This window comes from Actinocrinis sp., assembly GCF_035653575.1.
Lineage (GTDB): Bacteria > Actinomycetota > Actinomycetes > Streptomycetales > Catenulisporaceae > Actinocrinis.
In genome coordinates this window covers 45,316-61,443 of record NZ_DASRBQ010000078.1, presented here as the reverse complement: position 1 = coordinate 61,443, position 16,128 = coordinate 45,316, and the positions used below count along the sequence as shown (strand labels likewise).

General features: G+C 71.2%; 18 protein-coding genes. 14 read left to right on the top strand and 4 right to left on the bottom strand.

Annotated elements, in window-relative coordinates; all coding sequences use genetic code 11:
- Positions 1 to 9 precede the first annotated feature (9 nt).
- The 3 genes from VFA06_RS11175 to VFA06_RS11165 form a co-directional block, all read right to left on the bottom strand.
- Complete coding sequence (locus VFA06_RS11175) at positions 10 to 630, bottom strand: DUF5134 domain-containing protein (RefSeq protein ID WP_324840415.1); 621 nt, start codon at positions 628 to 630, stop codon at positions 10 to 12.
- Positions 631 to 705: 75 nt separating this feature from the next.
- Positions 706 to 1,446, bottom strand: coding sequence for a DUF899 domain-containing protein (locus VFA06_RS11170; RefSeq protein WP_324840414.1), 741 nt, complete (start codon positions 1,444 to 1,446; stop codon positions 706 to 708).
- A gap of 119 nt (positions 1,447 to 1,565) precedes the next feature.
- Positions 1,566 to 2,558, bottom strand: a complete 993-nt coding sequence (locus VFA06_RS11165; protein ID WP_324840413.1) for a sigma-70 family RNA polymerase sigma factor — start codon at positions 2,556 to 2,558, stop codon at positions 1,566 to 1,568.
- Positions 2,559 to 2,622: 64 nt separating this feature from the next.
- Here VFA06_RS11165 and VFA06_RS11160 point away from each other — a divergent pair, with 64 nt between their 5' ends.
- The 13 genes from VFA06_RS11160 (at position 2,623) to VFA06_RS11100 (ending at position 14,552) form a co-directional block, all read left to right on the top strand.
- Positions 2,623 to 3,051 carry a protein-tyrosine phosphatase family protein gene (locus VFA06_RS11160; RefSeq protein WP_324840412.1) on the top strand — a complete coding sequence of 143 codons (429 nt, stop codon included), beginning with the start codon at positions 2,623 to 2,625 and terminating at the stop codon, positions 3,049 to 3,051.
- A 171-nt stretch (positions 3,052 to 3,222) separates the two neighbouring features.
- The gene (locus tag VFA06_RS11155) at positions 3,223 to 4,530 is read left to right on the top strand and encodes a GAF domain-containing protein (RefSeq protein WP_324840411.1); all 1,308 of its coding nucleotides are present in this window, start codon (positions 3,223 to 3,225) and stop codon (positions 4,528 to 4,530) included.
- 135 nt (positions 4,531 to 4,665) lie between these two features.
- Positions 4,666 to 6,189, top strand: a complete 1,524-nt coding sequence (locus tag VFA06_RS11150; RefSeq protein ID WP_324840410.1) for an aldehyde dehydrogenase family protein — start codon at positions 4,666 to 4,668, stop codon at positions 6,187 to 6,189.
- A 52-nt stretch (positions 6,190 to 6,241) separates the two neighbouring features.
- Entirely contained in the window at positions 6,242 to 6,613 is a 372-nt protein-coding gene (locus tag VFA06_RS11145) for a DUF779 domain-containing protein (RefSeq protein WP_324840409.1), read from the top strand.
- 194 nt (positions 6,614 to 6,807) lie between these two features.
- Positions 6,808 to 7,569: a DeoR/GlpR family DNA-binding transcription regulator gene (locus tag VFA06_RS11140; RefSeq protein ID WP_324840408.1), complete on the top strand. Its 762-nt coding sequence runs from the start codon at positions 6,808 to 6,810 to the stop codon at positions 7,567 to 7,569.
- Positions 7,566 to 8,504 (top strand): 1-phosphofructokinase, encoded by a 939-nt coding sequence (gene pfkB, locus VFA06_RS11135; protein ID WP_324840407.1) that lies wholly within the window; start codon positions 7,566 to 7,568, stop codon positions 8,502 to 8,504. The genes VFA06_RS11140 and pfkB overlap by 4 nt, the downstream gene beginning before the upstream one ends.
- Before the next feature lie 145 nt (positions 8,505 to 8,649).
- Positions 8,650 to 9,822 carry a PTS mannitol transporter subunit IICB gene (locus tag VFA06_RS11130; protein WP_324840406.1) on the top strand — a complete coding sequence of 391 codons (1,173 nt, stop codon included), beginning with the start codon at positions 8,650 to 8,652 and terminating at the stop codon, positions 9,820 to 9,822.
- Between the two features lie 3 nt (positions 9,823 to 9,825).
- Positions 9,826 to 10,134: a PTS lactose transporter subunit IIB gene (locus VFA06_RS11125; RefSeq protein ID WP_324840405.1), complete on the top strand. Its 309-nt coding sequence runs from the start codon at positions 9,826 to 9,828 to the stop codon at positions 10,132 to 10,134.
- Positions 10,127 to 10,579 carry a PTS sugar transporter subunit IIA gene (locus VFA06_RS11120; protein ID WP_324840404.1) on the top strand — a complete coding sequence of 151 codons (453 nt, stop codon included), beginning with the start codon at positions 10,127 to 10,129 and terminating at the stop codon, positions 10,577 to 10,579. The genes VFA06_RS11125 and VFA06_RS11120 overlap by 8 nt, the downstream gene beginning before the upstream one ends.
- 78 nt (positions 10,580 to 10,657) lie before the next feature.
- Positions 10,658 to 11,698 (top strand): zinc-dependent dehydrogenase, encoded by a 1,041-nt coding sequence (locus VFA06_RS11115; RefSeq protein WP_324840403.1) that lies wholly within the window; start codon positions 10,658 to 10,660, stop codon positions 11,696 to 11,698.
- Positions 11,699 to 11,723: 25 nt separating this feature from the next.
- Positions 11,724 to 12,014, top strand: coding sequence for an HPr family phosphocarrier protein (locus VFA06_RS11110; protein ID WP_324840402.1), 291 nt, complete (start codon positions 11,724 to 11,726; stop codon positions 12,012 to 12,014).
- Complete coding sequence (gene ptsP / locus VFA06_RS11105; protein WP_324840401.1) at positions 12,007 to 13,662, top strand: phosphoenolpyruvate--protein phosphotransferase; 1,656 nt, start codon at positions 12,007 to 12,009, stop codon at positions 13,660 to 13,662. The genes VFA06_RS11110 and ptsP overlap by 8 nt, the downstream gene beginning before the upstream one ends.
- A 122-nt stretch (positions 13,663 to 13,784) precedes the next feature.
- On the top strand, positions 13,785 to 14,552 hold the full coding sequence (locus VFA06_RS11100; RefSeq protein WP_324840400.1) for a G1 family glutamic endopeptidase: 768 nt from the start codon (positions 13,785 to 13,787) through the stop codon (positions 14,550 to 14,552).
- 7 nt (positions 14,553 to 14,559) lie between these two features.
- On the opposite strand, the gene VFA06_RS11095 is transcribed toward VFA06_RS11100, so the two are convergent.
- Positions 14,560 to 15,306, bottom strand: a complete 747-nt coding sequence (locus VFA06_RS11095; protein ID WP_324840399.1) for a class I SAM-dependent methyltransferase — start codon at positions 15,304 to 15,306, stop codon at positions 14,560 to 14,562.
- A 52-nt stretch (positions 15,307 to 15,358) separates the two neighbouring features.
- Here VFA06_RS11095 and VFA06_RS11090 point away from each other — a divergent pair, with 52 nt between their 5' ends.
- On the top strand, positions 15,359 to 16,120 hold the full coding sequence (locus VFA06_RS11090) for an inositol monophosphatase family protein (protein WP_324840398.1): 762 nt from the start codon (positions 15,359 to 15,361) through the stop codon (positions 16,118 to 16,120).
- Positions 16,121 to 16,128 lie beyond the last annotated feature (8 nt).

Sequence of the window (16,128 nt, the reverse complement as noted above, 5' to 3'; positions counted from 1 at the left end):
CGCGGTCGTTCAGATCATGGGCAGCAGCATGACCGCGGTGCTGATCAGCATCGTGATCTCGCAGCCGCGGCCGAGCGGATCGGCGGCGCATCGACGCGAGGAGTCGGACTTGCCGTAGCCCGCGAAGGCCGACATCCGACACACGAATACGCACGCCGATGCGGCCGCGTAGCAGAATGCGGCGATCAGGAGCAGCGAGGCACCGGACCCAGCGGACGACATCGCCATCCGCATCGTCCCGGCGTGCATGGGCCCGCCGGTTGGCATTGTGTGGGCTGGTGACGCGTCGATAGACGACGCGTTGATGGACACTGGCGTCCGTTCGCCATGCATCATCAGCGTCATGATTCCAGCCATCACCGCGTGATGCAGCCGGCCTCGCGCGATCAGCACGACTGCCGCGGCACCGAAACCGATCGCCGGCGCCACCGGGATCTTCATCGCCATCGGCTCGCCGTGCGGCAGCAGCATGGCCGCCATGCCCAGCGCCATGAACAGATGCAGGGTCGAATCCGTACGCTGACGCGCCGCGGCCGGGCGCGCCGGCGGCCGGGTGAGCCGCCAGACCGCGACGGAGGCGACTATGGCCAGGGCCGCACCGAGCCCCCAGCTCACGGCCGTACCGGTCATAGTCGCCTCCGTACCCCCGTTGCATGTCCCCCGTGCGCTTTGCCCCTGCCCTGCGGTTGCGGTCGGGGCGAGGGATCAGTCGGAGAAGCTGGGGTCGGCGCCGTGCGGCTTCTCGACCCGGCCCTTGGGTTCCTCCCAGGCCTCCTGGCGGCCGAGCGCGGTCATGTCCAGCACCGCGTACGAGCCGCCGAGCTGCTCGGTGCCGCGGGCGAAGGTCGAGTAGGTGTGGAAGACCTGGTCGCCGTCGCGCAGGAAGCAGCTCATGCCGGGCTGCTCCGACGTGCCCTCCAGGATCCAGGTCAGCCCGGCCCCGGCCAGCTCGTGCTCGTCGCGGTAGTTGAACTCGACCGGGGCGACCGAGCGGTCCAGGGTGACGTGGAAGTCGTAGTTGAAGTCGCTGCCGAAGGAGGAGTACCAGGGCAGCGTCCAGCCCCGGCTCGCGGCGTACGCCTGGAGCTTCTCCAGCGGCGCGCGGGAGACCAGCGCGTACGTGGTGTCGCGCGAGTGCAGGTGCGCCAGCAGGCCGGGCGACAGCTCGTCGACCCCCGCAGTGCAGCCCTTGCAGGCTCCGTCCCAGTCCGGATCGAACATCACGTGCTGCACCACCAGCTGGCGGCGGCCCTCGAACAGGTCGGCCAGCGAGGCCGGCCCGTCCGGGCCCTGGAAGGTGTACGGCTTGTCGATCCGGACCATCGGCAGCCGCCGGCGGTCGGCGTTGAGCGCGTCGCGCGCCCGGGTCAGCTCCTTCTCCCGCAGCAGCAGCTGCTTGCGGGCCTCGGTCCACTCCTCGCGCGAGACGACCTGCGGAAGGCTCATCTTCGGTCCCCTTCGGTTCCGGTGCGATGGTTCGCTTTCACCGGCTTGGACGATCCGGTTCGGCGAAACTCATCGCCGCGGCGCCAATGGGTTCGAAGGGCGATCGGTTCGAAGGGCGGTCAGAGGGTCAAGGACAGGCCGAAGAGCGGGAACAGCAGCTCGGGCATGAGGAAGCTGTGGATCTCGGCGATCCGGTCGCCGTCGACGCGAATGAGCTGGAGCGCGAACGGCGTGAAGCCGCCGTGCCCGTCGCTGCGGTACTGCCCGAACGCGACCGCGCCGTTCGCGGTGCCGGCCGGCAGCAGCCGCGAGCCGCGGCATTCCGCGCCGGGACCGAGCATCCAGCGGCCGATCTCCGCCGCACCGCACAGCCAGAGCTCGTAGGGCGGCATCGCCTGCACCGCGTCGTCGTGCAGCAGCGTGGTGAGCCGGCCGACGTCGTAGCGTTCGAAGGCGTCCACGAACTCGGCGAGCAGGTCGCGCTGCGCCGGGTCCTCGGCCGTCGAAGCGTCGAGTGGCTGCGCGGCGAGGGTGGCCCGGGCCCGTTGCAGCGCGCTGTTCACCGCGGCGACGCTGCTGTCGAGCAGATCGGCGACCTCGGCCGCGGACCAGTCGAGCACCTCGCGCAAAAGCAGTACCGAACGCTGGCGCGGCGGCAGGTGCTGCAGCGCGGCTATGAACGCCAGCCGGACGCTGTCGCGCTGCGCGGTCAGCTGCGCCGGATCCGCGTGCTCGGGCAGGACTCGGGAATCGGGCACCGGCAGCACCCAGCTGCCCTCGCCGATCTCCGGGCCGATGTCACCGGTCCGCATCACCTCCGCGGCGGTGGTCGACGGGACCAGGCCCATCGGCAGCGCGCGCCGCTTGCGCCCGCGCAGCATGTCCAGGCACACGTTGGTGGCCACCCGGTGCAGCCAGGTCCGCAACGAGGAGCGGCCCTCGAAGCCGCCCTGCGCCTTCCACGCGCGGATCAGCGTCTCCTGGACCGCATCCTCCGCCTCGGCGAACGAGCCGAGCATGCGGTAGCAGTACCCGGTCAGCTCGCGGCGGTGCAGTTCGAGCTGCTCCGGCTCGAACCCCTCGACTGCGACAGCGGCGGTGATAGCGGACATAAGAGCGATCGTAGGCGGCGGCGCCGACAGAGGCAGGCCGAAGCGGGTCGGTTACGCTCGCCCGATGACCGCCGTGTGGGAGCCGGGGACCGCGGGGCTGCTGACCCTGCCTTCCGGCCGGCGCGTCCGGGGCCGTGGCCTGCGCAGGGCGCTTCCGGACGGCCAGGAGCCGACCTTCGCGTTGTATCTGCTCGGCAAGGAACCGCCCGCTGTTCCCTGGGAGTCACGCTGGCTGCGGTGGCCGGACTTCCGGCTGCCGGCTGAGCCTTCGGCTGCCGTGGACGCGCTGCACGACGCGTGGGCCCGGGCAGCCACCGAGCGAGTCGAGATCGCGTGCGGGGGCGGCATCGGCCGCACCGGTACTGCGCTTTCGTGCCTGGCCGTGCTCGACGGCCTCGCGCCGCGCGACGCAATCGCATACGTGCGCGAATGTTATGCGCGACGCGCCGTGGAAACGCCCTGGCAACGCCGCTTCGTCGAACGCTTCCATTGACGTCCATGGGCGGACGAGTCAGTGCACGTATAACCGAGTGCGCCGTATTCCCTTATCCCGCAAGAGTGAATCGCGGCACCAGTCTGCTCAACTCCAGCACGCTCCGTTGCCTTACCGTGCAGGATAGGTGACGATGGCGTCGGGAACGGCCCTCGCCATGGAGGAGCGCTGGTGGGCAATCCCTGGCTGGCATTGGAGATCGGCGCCGACCCGCGACGGCGGGCCGGGCAGCTGCGCAGAGCGCACGAGGCGTTCGTGACGGGCTCGTCGATCGCGGGGCCGGTACGCCCCGTGGTCGCCGATTCCTGGCGCAGATCGGCCGGCGCGCAGGTGGCGCCGGACGCCCTCGCTCCCGTCGATCTGGTGGACGAGGCGCTGGAGGAGTACCGCCGTTCGCATCCCCTGGCCACGGTGATGCCGTTGCTGCGCGACCTGCTGGGCGCGGTCGCCGACGACGGCGAGCACGTCCTCGCGGTCTGCGACGCCGTCGGCCGGCTGCTGTGGGTGGAAGGGCACGCCGGGGTGCTGCGCAAGGCCGAGGCGATGAACTTCGTGCCCGGTGCCAGCTGGGACGAGGGGCACGCCGGGACCAACGCCCCCGGCGTCGCGACCGCCGTCGACCACGCGGTGCAGATCTTCGCCGCCGAGCATTACAGCAGCCTGGTTCAGCCGTGGACCTGCGCGGCGGCGCCGATCCACGACCCGCGCACCGGCGTGCTGCTCGGCGCGGTGGACATCACCGGCGGCGATCATCTGGCCAGCCCGCAGAGCCTCGCGTTGGTGCAGGCCACGGCCCGCGCCGCGGAAGCGCACCTGGCCGGCTCGCTGCCGCCGCTGAGTCCGGTGCTCGGGACTGCCGTGCCCGCGGTGCTTCAGGCGCTCGGCCGGGACGAGGCGCTGTTGACCGTCGGTCCGCAGTCGCTGCGGCTCGGCCGCAGGCACAGCGAGATCGTCGTGCTGCTGGCCCGCCACGGCGACGGGCTGACGGGCGATCAGCTCTGCCTGGAGCTGTACGGCGAGCGCACGGTCAATCCGGTCACGCTGCGGGCCGAACTGTCGCGGCTTCGGCACCTGCTCGGCCCAAAGCTGCTCGACTCGCGGCCGTACCGGCTGCGCGTCCCGGTCGAAGCAGACTTCCTCGAGGTGGCCCAAGCGCTGGAGCTCGGCGCGGTCTCGGAAGCCGCACGTGCGTATCGCGGTCCGTTGCTGCCCGAATCGGACGCACCCGGCGTCGCGCGGATGCGTGACCGTCTTGCCAACCAACTGCGCGCCGCGCTGCTGACCCGCCGCGATCCCGGCCTGCTCGACACGTGGACCCGAACCGCCTGGGGCGACGACGACCTTCAGGCCTGGGAAGCGCTGCTGGCTTCGCTGCCCGAATCCTCGCCGCGACGCGCGATGGCGGCCGTACGGGTCGGGCAGCTGCGACGTGAGTACGGACTGCCGGTGCTACCCAGGAGCGGCAACGACCCCTGGTAACGCATCCGTCGGCTGCGCGACCGAGCGCAGAAGCCGGCCGCAGCATGCAACGTGGTTGCAACGTAGCCGAACTTAACGTGCCGACATGTGTTCGCCCGCGCGGGAGCGGGCGGCGAAGGTGCGGAAGGCAGTGCAATGGCGCGCTACGCGGCCCCGGGACAGTCCGAGGCGAAGATGAGTTACCAGTCCCGCTACGACCACTGGATCGGCGGCGAGTACGTCACGCCGCACCGTGGTCAGTACTTCGAGAACCCGAGCCCGGTGACCGGGCAGACCTTCACCGAGATCGCCCGCGGCACCGCCGAGGATGTCGAGCGCGCCCTCGACGCGGCGCACGGCGCGGCGCCCGCGTGGGGCCGCACCCCGGTGGCGCAGCGCGCCGAGGTACTCAACAAGATCGCCGACCGGATGCAGGAACACCTGGAGGCGCTCGCGGTCGCCGAGACCTGGGAGAACGGCAAGCCGATCCGGGAGACTCTGGCCGCCGACCTGCCGCTGGCGATCGACCACTTCCGCTACTTCGCCGGCGCGATCCGGGCGCAGGAGGGCAGCCTCGCCGAGCTGGACGACGACACCGTCGCGTACCACTTCCACGAGCCGCTCGGCGTGGTCGGCCAGATCATCCCGTGGAACTTCCCGATCCTGATGGCCACCTGGAAGCTGGCCCCGGCGCTGGCCGCGGGCAACGCCGTGGTGCTCAAGCCGGCCGAGCAGACCCCGGCCTCGATCCACTACCTGATGAGCCTGATCGCGGACCTGCTGCCGCCGGGCGTGGTCAACATCGTCAACGGCTTCGGCGTCGAGGCGGGCCGGCCGCTGGCCTCCAGCGCGCGGGTGGCGAAGGTCGCCTTCACCGGGGAGACCACCACCGGCCGGCTGATCATGCAGTACGCCAGCGAGAACCTCAAGCCGGTGACCCTGGAGCTGGGCGGCAAGAGCCCGAACATCTTCTTCGACGACGTGAGCGCCGCGGACGACGAGTTCTTCGACAAGGCGCTCGAGGGCTTCACCATGTTCGCCCTCAACCAGGGCGAGGTGTGCACCTGCCCGTCCCGCGCGCTGATCCAGATCGGGCACTACCGGCGCTTCCTCGACGCGGCGATCGCGCGCACCGAGAAGATCGTGCAGGGCCATCCGCTGGACACCGAGACGATGATCGGAGCGCAGGCCTCCAACGACCAGCTGGAGAAGATCCTGGCGTATCTGGAGATCGGCCGGCAGGAGGGCGCCAAGGTGCTGACCGGCGGCCACCGGGCCGAGCTGGAGGGCGAGCTGGCCGGCGGCTACTACGTGCAGCCGACCATTTTCCAGGGTTCGAACCACATGCGGATCTTCCAGGAGGAGATCTTCGGTCCGGTGGTCTCGGTGGCCCCGTTCAGCGACTTCGACGAGGCGATCAAGATCGCGAACGACAGCCTGTACGGCCTCGGCGCCGGCGTGTGGACCCGTGACATCAACACCGCGTACCGCGCCGGGCGCTCCATTCAGGCCGGCCGGGTGTGGACCAACTGCTACCACGCCTACCCCGCACACGCGGCGTTCGGCGGCTACAAGCAATCCGGGATCGGGCGCGAGAACCACAAGATGATGCTCGACCACTACCAGCAGACCAAGAACCTGCTGGTGAGCTACTCGCCGAAGAAGCTCGGCTTCTTCTAGGCCGCGCGCTGTGAATCCGACTCGGCCATCGAGTGAGCCCGCCTATGCGCGGGTGGATGTGACCGAGGCCGCCGCGCGGATCCTGCGGGATCTGCGCGCGGCCCACGGTCCGCTGATGTTCCACCAGTCCGGGGGCTGCTGCGACGGCAGTTCCCCGATGTGTTTTCCGCAAGGCCAGTTCCGTACCGGAGCCTCGGATGCGTTGCTCGCCGAGTTGCAGGTCGAGGGCGTGCCTGAACCGATCGGCTTCTGGATGTCGGCCGCGCAGTTCGAGTTGTGGCGGCATACGCACCTGACGGTCGACGTCGTCCCTGGTCGAGGCAGCGGATTCTCGCTGGAGGCACCGGAGGGAGTTCGATTCCTGACCCGCTCGCGGCTGCTGACCGACGAGGAGGACGAGGTACTCAACAAGACAGGGCGCTGAAGGCGCGCTCAGGCATACGCGCGGCGGGCGGGAGACTGGTCCAGTCTCCCGCCCGCCGCCGTGTCGGATTCTTCGTTTGTGTTGTTTTTGGTTCGCGCAGCCTTCCAGCTCACTCGCGAGACCAGCCATTGACGGACCACAGACTCGGGTGTAAACAATGCAAAGACAACATTGATTGGCGGTGAACCAACATCATGTACGCCGAGGAGCGCCAGCAGGCCATCCTGGCGAAGGCCCGCGCCCACGGCCGGGTCGACGTCGTCGGGCTGGCCAACGAGCTCGCGGTGACCACTGAGACGGTGCGGCGCGATCTGACCGTGCTCGAGCGCGCCGGAGTGGTGCGCCGGGTGCACGGCGGGGCGATCCCCGTCGAGCGCCTGGGCTTCGAGCCCGCGGTCGCCACCCGCGACGCGGTGATGACGGCGGAGAAGGAGCGCATCGCGAAGGCCGCGCTGGCCGAACTGCCGCAGGAGGGCTCGGTCATCATCGACGCGGGCACCACCACGGGACGCCTGGTCGAGGCGCTGCCGGCCGACCGGGAGCTGACCGTCGTGGTCAACTCCCCAGCGCTGGCCACCAGCCTGGCCACCCGGGCCAACCTCACCGTCCTGCTGCTCGGCGGCCGGGTGCGCGGGCGCACGCTCGCCACCGTCGACGACTGGTCGCTCGCGCCGCTCTCGCAGCTGTGCGTGGACGTGGCGTTCATGGCCACCAACGGGGTCTCCACGGCGCACGGCCTGACCACCCCGGACCTGGCCGAGGCCGCGGTCAAGCGCGCGATGATCGGCGCGGCGCGGCGCACCGTGCTGCTCGCCGACCACACCAAGTTCGGCAACGACTGCCTGGCCAGGTTCGCCGGCCTGGCCGACCTCGACGCGCTGATCACCGACTCGGGGCTGGACGACGAGACGGCCGGCGAGTTCGAGCAGTGCGGCGTGCGGGTGGTGCGCGCATGATCGTCACGCTCACCCTCAACCCGAGCCTGGACCGCACCCTTGAGGTGGACGCGCTGCGCCGCGGTGAGGTGCTGCGCGCCGCCTCGGTGCACCTGGACCCGGGCGGCAAGGGCGTGAACGTGGCGCGGGCGCTGCTGGCCAATGGCGTCGGCTCGCGCGCGGTGATCCCGTGCGGCGGGGCCGAGGGCGAGCAGCTGGTGCTGCTGCTGGCCGAGGAATCGGTGCACACGGTCGCCGTTCCGATCGCCAGCCGCACCCGGTCCAACGTCACGCTGGTCGAGGCGGACGGCGCGGTCACGAAGGTGAACGAGCCGGGCGCGCCGCTGACCGCGGCCGAGTTCGACGCGGTCGCGGCCGCGGTGCTCGGCTGCGCGGGCACCGCCGACTGGGTCGTGATGTGCGGCAGCCTGCCGCCGGACGTGCCGGTCGACGTGTACGCCGGGCTCACCGCGCAGTTCGCCGCGGCAGGGATCCGCGTCGCCGTGGACACCAGCGGCCCGGCGCTGCTCTCGGCCGTGGCGGCCGGACCCGATCTGGTCAAGCCGAACCGGGACGAGCTGGCCGAGGCGGTCGGCGCGCCGCTGACCGAAGTCGGCGAGGTCATCGAGGCCGCACAGACGCTGCGCGAGCGCGGCGCCGGCGCGGTCCTGGCCAGCCTGGGCGCGGACGGCGCGCTGCTCGTCGACGACGACGGCGTGCTGCTGGCTCAAGGCACGCAGATCGAACCGCGCAGCACGGTCGGCGCCGGCGACGCGCTGCTGGCCGGATTCCTGGCCGGCGGCGCACGCGGCGAGAAGGCGCTGGTGGAGGCGGTGGCCTGGGGCGGAGCGGCGGTCGGCTTGCCCGGCAGCCGGATGCCCGGCCCCGCGGACATCCGCCGCGAAGGCATCGTCGTCGTCGATCTCACCCGAGAACCGGGCCTTCCGGTCTCCTAGCCCGACATCCACGCCCTGGCTCGAACCGGATTCCCGTCTCAAGTCAGGCTACTTACTCGCACCGCTCACCTCCCGCACCCCCGCTCCACGTTCCGCGAGGCTCGACACCCACGACTGAAGGCCGTCTGTCAAGGAGGACGACGCCATGGCCATGGCTTACACCCCGCAGCCCACCGGCACCGGGCTGCGCGCGTCAGTGCAGCGTTTCGGCAGCTTCCTCGCCTCGATGGTGATGCCGAACATCGGCGCGTTCATCGCCTGGGGCCTGATCACCGCCCTGTTCATCCCGACCGGCTGGCTGCCGAACGCGCGGTTCGGCGCGCTGGTCAGCCCGATGATCACCTACCTGCTGCCCATCCTGATCGGCTACACCGGCGGCCGGGCCATCCACGGCCAGCGCGGCGCGGTGGTCGGCGCGATCGCCACGACGGGCGTCGTGGTCGGCTCCAGCGTGCCGATGTTCCTCGGCGCGATGATCGCCGGACCGCTGGCCGCGTACGTGCTCAAGCAGTTCGACCGGCTGATCGAGGACCGGGTGCGTACGGGCTTTGAGATGCTGGTGGACAACTTCTCGCTCGGCATCATCGGCGGCGCGTTCGCCCTGCTCGGCGTCTGGGGCATCGGGCCGGTGGTCAACCATGTGACCACCTGGGCCGGCAACGGCGTGCAGTCGCTGGTCAACCATCACCTGCTGCCGCTGGCCTCGGTCGTGATCGAGCCGGCGAAGGTGCTGTTCCTCAACAACGCGATCAACCACGGCGTGCTCGACCCGCTGGGCGTGACCCAGGCGCTGCACAGCGGCAAGTCGATCCTGTTCATGCTGGAGAGCAACCCCGGCCCCGGCCTCGGCATCCTGGTCGCCTACCTGCTGTTCGGCCCGCGCAGGCTGCGCCCGAGCGTGCCCGGCGCGATCATCATCCAGTTCCTCGGCGGGATCCACGAGATCTACTTCCCGTACATCCTGATGAAGCCGCGCCTGATCCTCGCCACGATCGCCGGCGGCATGGCGGGCATCGGCTGGTTCGAGGCCACCGGCGCGGGCCTGGTCGCCTCCCCCTCCCCCGGCAGCATCTTCGCCTACGCGGCGGAGACCCCGCGCGGCGGCTACTTCCCGGTGTTCGCGGGCGTGCTCATCGCGGCAGCCGTGTCCTTCGCGGTCGCCTCGGTGCTGCTCGGCTTCGGCCGCGGCGAGAAGCCGCAGGAGGCGGAAAGCCCCGAGTCCGTGCAGTCCGGCGAGGCGACGGCTGCTGACGCCGCGCCGCAGGAACGACCCGCCGACCCGGTCCTCGCCCGCGACATCGCGGCCAGGGAGGCGTGACCGATGACCGCGATCAGCGCAGCCGACGTGCACAAGATCATCGTGGCCTGCGACGCCGGGATGGGCAGCAGCGTGATGCTGGCCGCGCAGCTTCGCAAGTCCCTGAAGAAGTATCCGGTCACCGTCGAGCACTCCCCGGTCAGCCAGATCCCGGCGGACGCGGACCTGGTGGTCTGCCACGCCGGGCTGGCCGAACGGGCCAAGGCCGCGGCCGGGAGCAAGCCGGTGATCCCGTTCCAGATCTTCCTCGGCGACCCGGCCGTCGAGGCGATCCTCAAGGCCATCAAGGAAGGCGGCGTCATCAATGTCTGATGCCGCGACGACCGGACTGCTCAGCCCCGAAGCGGTGCGGCTGGGCGAACCCGCGGCCGACCGGACCGACGCCGTGCGCCGCTGCGGCGCGGTCCTGGTCGAGATCGGCGCGGTCGAGCCCGCGTACATCGACGCGATGCTCGAACGCGAACGCGACATCCCGACCTACGTCGGCGAGGGCGTGGCCATCCCGCACGCGACCCTTGCCGGCAAGCAGGCCGTGCTGCGTGACGCGCTCGCCGTGGTCAAGCTCGCCGAGCCGGTGGACTGGGACGGCAACCCGGTGACCGTCTGCGTGGCGATCGCGGCACGCGGAGACGGTCACCTGGCGATCCTCTCCGAGCTCGCCGAGATCCTGCTCGACCCCGATCGCGCCCGCGCCCTGCGCGAGGCTCAGGACCCGGACGAAGTCGTCCGGCTGCTCCAGCCGGCCGCGGTTTCCTGACGCGCCCCATCTGACACAGCCCTATTCGACACAGCCCCATTCGACACAGCGCTACTCGAAGACCGGAAGGCTCTGATCATGAAGGTGACCCGCTTCTACGCCCCCGGGGACGTACGCGTCGAGGAGGCGCCGGAACCCGAGGCCGGACCCGGCGAGGTGAAGATCAGGGTGCGAAACTGCTCCACCTGCGGCACCGACCTGAAGATCTACCGCTACGGGCACCACCGCATCGACCCGCCGCGGGTCATGGGCCACGAGATCGCGGGCGAGGTGGTGCAGGTGGGCGCGGGCGTCGGCGGATGGTCCGCGGGCGACCGGGCGCAGGTGATCGCGGCGATCCCGTGCGGGCAGTGCGCGGAGTGCCGGCACGACCGGATGACCGTCTGCCCGAATCAGGAGTCGATGGGGTACCAGTACGACGGCGGGTTCGCCGAGTACATGATCGTCCCGGCGAAGGTGCTGGCGGTCGGCGGGCTCAATCCGATTCCCGCGGGCGTGGGCTTCGACGAGGCGTCCGTAGCCGAGCCGCTGGCCTGCGTGCTCAACGGCCAGGAACTCGCGCGGGTCGGCGCGGGCGATGACGTGGTGGTGGTCGGGTCCGGGCCGATCGGGTGCCTGCACGTGCGCCTGGCCCGCTCACGCGGCGCGGCGCGGGTGTTCCTGGTCGAACTCAACCGCGAGCGGCTGGAGCGCGCGGCGGCGCTGGTCGCCCCGGACGAGGCGCTCTCCCCCGAGGACGGCGACATCGCCGAGCAGATCCTCAAGCTGACCGAGGGCCGCGGCGCCGACGTGGTGATCACGGCCGCCGCCTCCGGAAAGGCGCAGGAGCAGGCGCTGCGGTACACCGCGCGGCAGGGCCGGATCAGCTTCTTCGGCGGGCTGCCGCAGGACGCGCCGACGATCACCCTGGACTCGAATCTGGTGCACTACCGCGAGCTGACCATCGTCGGCGCGAACGGCTCGAGCCCCGAGCACAACGCCCGCGCGCTGGACTTGATCGCCACCGGAGCCGTGCCCGTCAAGGATCTGATCACGCACCGGCTGCCGCTCGACGGCACCCTCGAAGCCCTGGACATCGTCAGCCGCGGCGAAGCCATCAAGGTCACCATCGAACCCTGATCCGCTCGATCTCTTGGAGCCCCCCATGCCTGAGCGCACCGTCACCGTCGCCTCCAGCAGCGGCTTGCATGCCCGGCCAGCCGCGATGTTCGTCAAGGCCGCGGCCGCGCAGCCGGTACCGGTCAAGCTGCGGATCGGAGACGGCCCGGCCGCCGACGCGCGCAGCATCCTGGCCGTGCTCGCGTTGCGCGTCGAACACGGCACGGCGGTGACGCTCAGCACGGGCGCCGAGGACGGACCCGCGGCGCACGAGGCGCTGAACACGCTGGCCGACCTGCTCTCCCGCGACCTCGACGCGGAGCCGGCCAATGGCTGACGTCCTGCGGGGACTCGGCGTGAGCGCGGGGGCCGCGGCCGGCCCGGCGCTGCGCATGGGCCGCGTCCCGCGACTGCCGGCACCCCGCACGGTGACCGACCAGGCCGCGGAACGCGCGGCCGCCCGCGAAGCGCTCGACCAGGTGGGCCGGGAACTGGCCGAGCGCGCCGCGCGGGCGGCCGACCCGGCGGCCCGCGCCATCCTTGAGGCCCAGGCGCTGATCGCGAAGGATCCGATGCTCGCAGAGTCCTGCGACGGCGCGATCGGCGCGGGACTCGACGCGGCCCACGCCGTGCACACCGCGTTCACCCAGCAAGCGGACGGCCTGCGCGCCGCCGGCGGCTACCTCGCCGAACGCGCCGCAGACCTCGAAGACCTGCGCGACCGCGCGGTGGCCTGGCTGCTGGGTGAGCCCATGCCCGGCATCCCCGACCCCGGCCATCCGTTCGTGCTCATCGCCGACGACCTCGCCCCGGCCGACACCGCCACCCTCGATCCCCGGCGCGTCCTCGCGCTGGTGACCGCGCGCGGCGGACCGACCAGCCACACCGCGATCCTCGCCCGCGCCCTCGGCCTGCCCGCCGTGGTCGCCTGCCAGGAGGCCCTCGCCGTCGAAGACGGAACCCTGATTCACATCGACGGCGACACGGGAGCCGTCACCCTCCATGTCACGGCCGCCGTCATCGCCGAAACCGCCGCCGAAACCGCCGGTTCGCCCGCCGAGAGCTTCGCCGGCCCCGGTCGCACCGCCGACGGGCACCGCGTGCCGCTCCTGCTGAACATCGGCTCCGCCGACGACCTGCCGGCCGACGCCGCGACCGACGTCGAGGGCGTCGAAGGCGTCGGACTGCTGCGCACCGAACTGCTCTTCCTCGGCCGCCACGACGCGCCGGGCCTCGACGAGCAGCGCGAAGCGTACACGCGGGTCTTTCGCGCCCTGCCAGGCCGCCGCGTCGTCCTGCGCACGCTGGACGCGGGCGCCGACAAGCCGCTGCCGTTCCTTTCCCTCGCCGACGAGCCGAACCCCGCGCTCGGCATCAGGGGTCTGCGGACGTCGCGGACGCGGCCGGAGGTCCTCGAGACGCAACTGGCCGCCGTGGCCGAGGCGGCGGCAGCCGCCGATGCCGACGTGTGGGTCATGGCCCCCATGGTCTCCACGGCCCGGGAGGCGGCCGACTTCGCCGCGCGGGTACGCGCCCACGGCCTGTCGAAGGTCGGCGCGATGATCGAAGTCCCGGCGGCAGCGCTGCGTGCGGCGCAGATCCTCGAGCATGTCGACTTCCTGAGCATCGGCACCAACGATCTCGGCCAGTACACGATGGCCGCGGACCGCCAGTGCGGAGAACTCGCCGACCTGCTCGATCCCTGGCAACCCGCGCTACTGGACCTCATCGCGTCGTGCGCTCGGGCCGGGAAGGCGGCGGGCAAGCCGGTCGGCGTATGCGGCGAGGCGGCCTCGGATCCGTGGCTCGCCTGCGTCCTCGTCGGCCTCGGAATCAGCAGCCTGTCAATGTCGCGCGCCGCCGTCGCCCGCGTCGGGGCGCGGCTGAGCCGGTACTCCTACGGCGATTGCGTCCGCCTCGCCGAATCCGCCCTGGCGGCGGCCGACGCCGCCGCCGCTCGTGCCGCCGTGACGAGCGCATCCTGACTCTTCAGAGAAGGCAGGGACTTTCCTTCTCCGGTCGATGGGTCTTAACTCGGATGTGGGCGTGAACCCACGAAGTTCGCGTCTACCGCGTCATACCCACGGACAGGCACTGGAGGATAACCGTGTCCCCATTCCACCGTTCGCTGCGCGCCGCAGCCGCCGCGGCGCTCGCCGCCGCACCGCTGGCCGGGTCCGCCGCCGTCGCCGCGCCGCTCGCGCAGGCGCCGATGCACCACGCCAGCACCGGCACCCCGTTCTTCATCAGCCACGGCGGACCGGCGCACACCACGACCACCAGCACCAACTGGTCCGGATACGCCGCCACCGGCTCGAAGTTCAGCAGTGTGACGACGACGTTCACCCAGCCCGCGGTCGACTGCTCGAAGGGCGACGGATACTCCAGCTTCTGGGTCGGCCTCGACGGCTACAACTCGAACACGGTCGAGCAGACCGGCACTGAGGCGGACTGCTCTGGCGGCGCGGCCTCCTACTCGGCCTGGTACGAGATGTACCCGAAGTTCCCGGTGACCTACAGCAATACGGTCCGCCCCGGCGACTCGATCACCGAGAGCGTCAGCTTCGGCGGCTCCAGCAGCTTCACGCTCACCCTCAGCGATTCCACCCAGGGCTGGAGCCGGACGGTCACCAAGAAGCTCACCAACGCCAAGCGCTCCTCGGCGGAGGTCATCGCCGAGGCCCCCTACAGCGGCGGAGTGCTCCCGCTGGCGGACTTCGGCAAGGTCAGCTTCAGCGGCTCGACGGTCAACGGCTCCACGCTGAGCAACTTCAACCCCGTCGGGATCGACATGGTCTCCTCCTCCGGGACGCCGGAGGCCACCGTCTCCTCGCTGTCCGGCGGCTCGTTCTCGATCACCTGGAACAGCCTGTGACGCAGGCCTAAGGCGCCTGCAGAACGAAGAACAGGAAGCAGACGAACTCCCCCGAGGCTCTTTTCGCGAAGACCTCGGGGAAGAGTTCGCGGGCCTGCGGCGCGGGCGGCGGTTCGCTGATGACGGCAATCCGGAACCCGGCCGCGGTGAACTCGTCGGTCACCGTGTGCAGCGGCCGGTGCCAATGGGACAGCACGACGCTCTGGCCGCCGAAGGTGTACTCCTCGAAGAACTCGTGGGTCGCGAAGTAATCGCCGCCGGGATGGATCACCGTGTAGGCGAAGGGATGGTTGACCGCCACGATGAGCCGCCCGCCGGGCGCCAGCACGCGCCGAAGTTCGGCCAGCGGCGCCTTCCAGTCCTCCAGATAGTGCAGCACCAGGCACGCGATGACGTCGTCGAACGCGCCGTCGGGGAACGGCAGCGGGCCCCCGCCCAGACCGGCCTGATGCAGTTCCACGCCCTCGCCGAGCCGCCGCCTGGCCAGCTCAAGCATTCCCGCGCTGGGCTCGACGCCGGTGACGACCGCGCCGCGGTCGCGCAACGCCTCGAGCAACGGACCGGCGCCGCAACCAACGTCGAGGATCCGCCGCCCGGCCACGTCTCCGGCCAGGTCGAGAATCGCAGGCCGGGCGTAGTAGCCGTTGATGAGGTTGGATTCGGTCTCGGCGGCGTACGCCTCGGCGAAATCGTCGTAGTCGTCGGCCACAGCCTGACTCTCGGGGCCGACCGGATTCTCGAGAGCGGAAGACATGCGGGCCATCCTGGCACGGCCGGCCGTTCAATTAGGCGGTAAGAGTTGAGGCATGGCGCATTCGGCAAACCTGGCCTTGGCACACCACCTGGCCGACCTGGCCGCGGAAATCGCGCAACGCCACCGCACCGCCGGACCCCCGGCCGCGCGCATCAAGGACGACGGAGGCCCGGTCACCGACGCCGACCACGAGGTCGAACACACGCTGCGCTCCCGTATCCGGCAGGAGCATCCCGACGATGAATTCCTCGGCGAGGAATCGGGCGGCAGCGAAACGGCGCACCGCCGCTGGATCATCGACGGCATCGACGTAACCGCCAACTATCTGGCGGGCGAGCCGGAGTGGAGCACCCTGATCGCGCTGGAGGAACGAGACGAGATCACGCTGGGCATGGTCTCCGCCCCCGCCTTGGACCGCCGCTGGTGGGCGCTCCCGGATCACGGCTCGTGGACGGCGCCGCAGTCCACCCGCTCCGGGTCACCCGCGCGGCGGCTCTCGATCGCCGAGGGCAGCAGCCTGCGCGACGCCGTGATCGGCATCTGGCCGCCCGCGCCTCGGCTCAGCCCGGCGCAGCGAGCCCTCGCCGCGACCCTGGCCGCGCGCGCCGCACACACCCGCCCCGCGCTCGACTGGTCCGGCGTCGATCCCGCCGCGCGCGCGGCCCCTCCGGCGAAGCCGTCCGCCGGAACCGGCACCTGCCACGGCGGCCTCCGGGCGGCGACCGGCCAACTCGACGCCTTCCTGCTCATGACCGCCGGGCCGTGGGATATCGCCGCTCTGATACCCGTCGTCCAGGAAGCCGGCGGCGTCTAGGCCGTGGG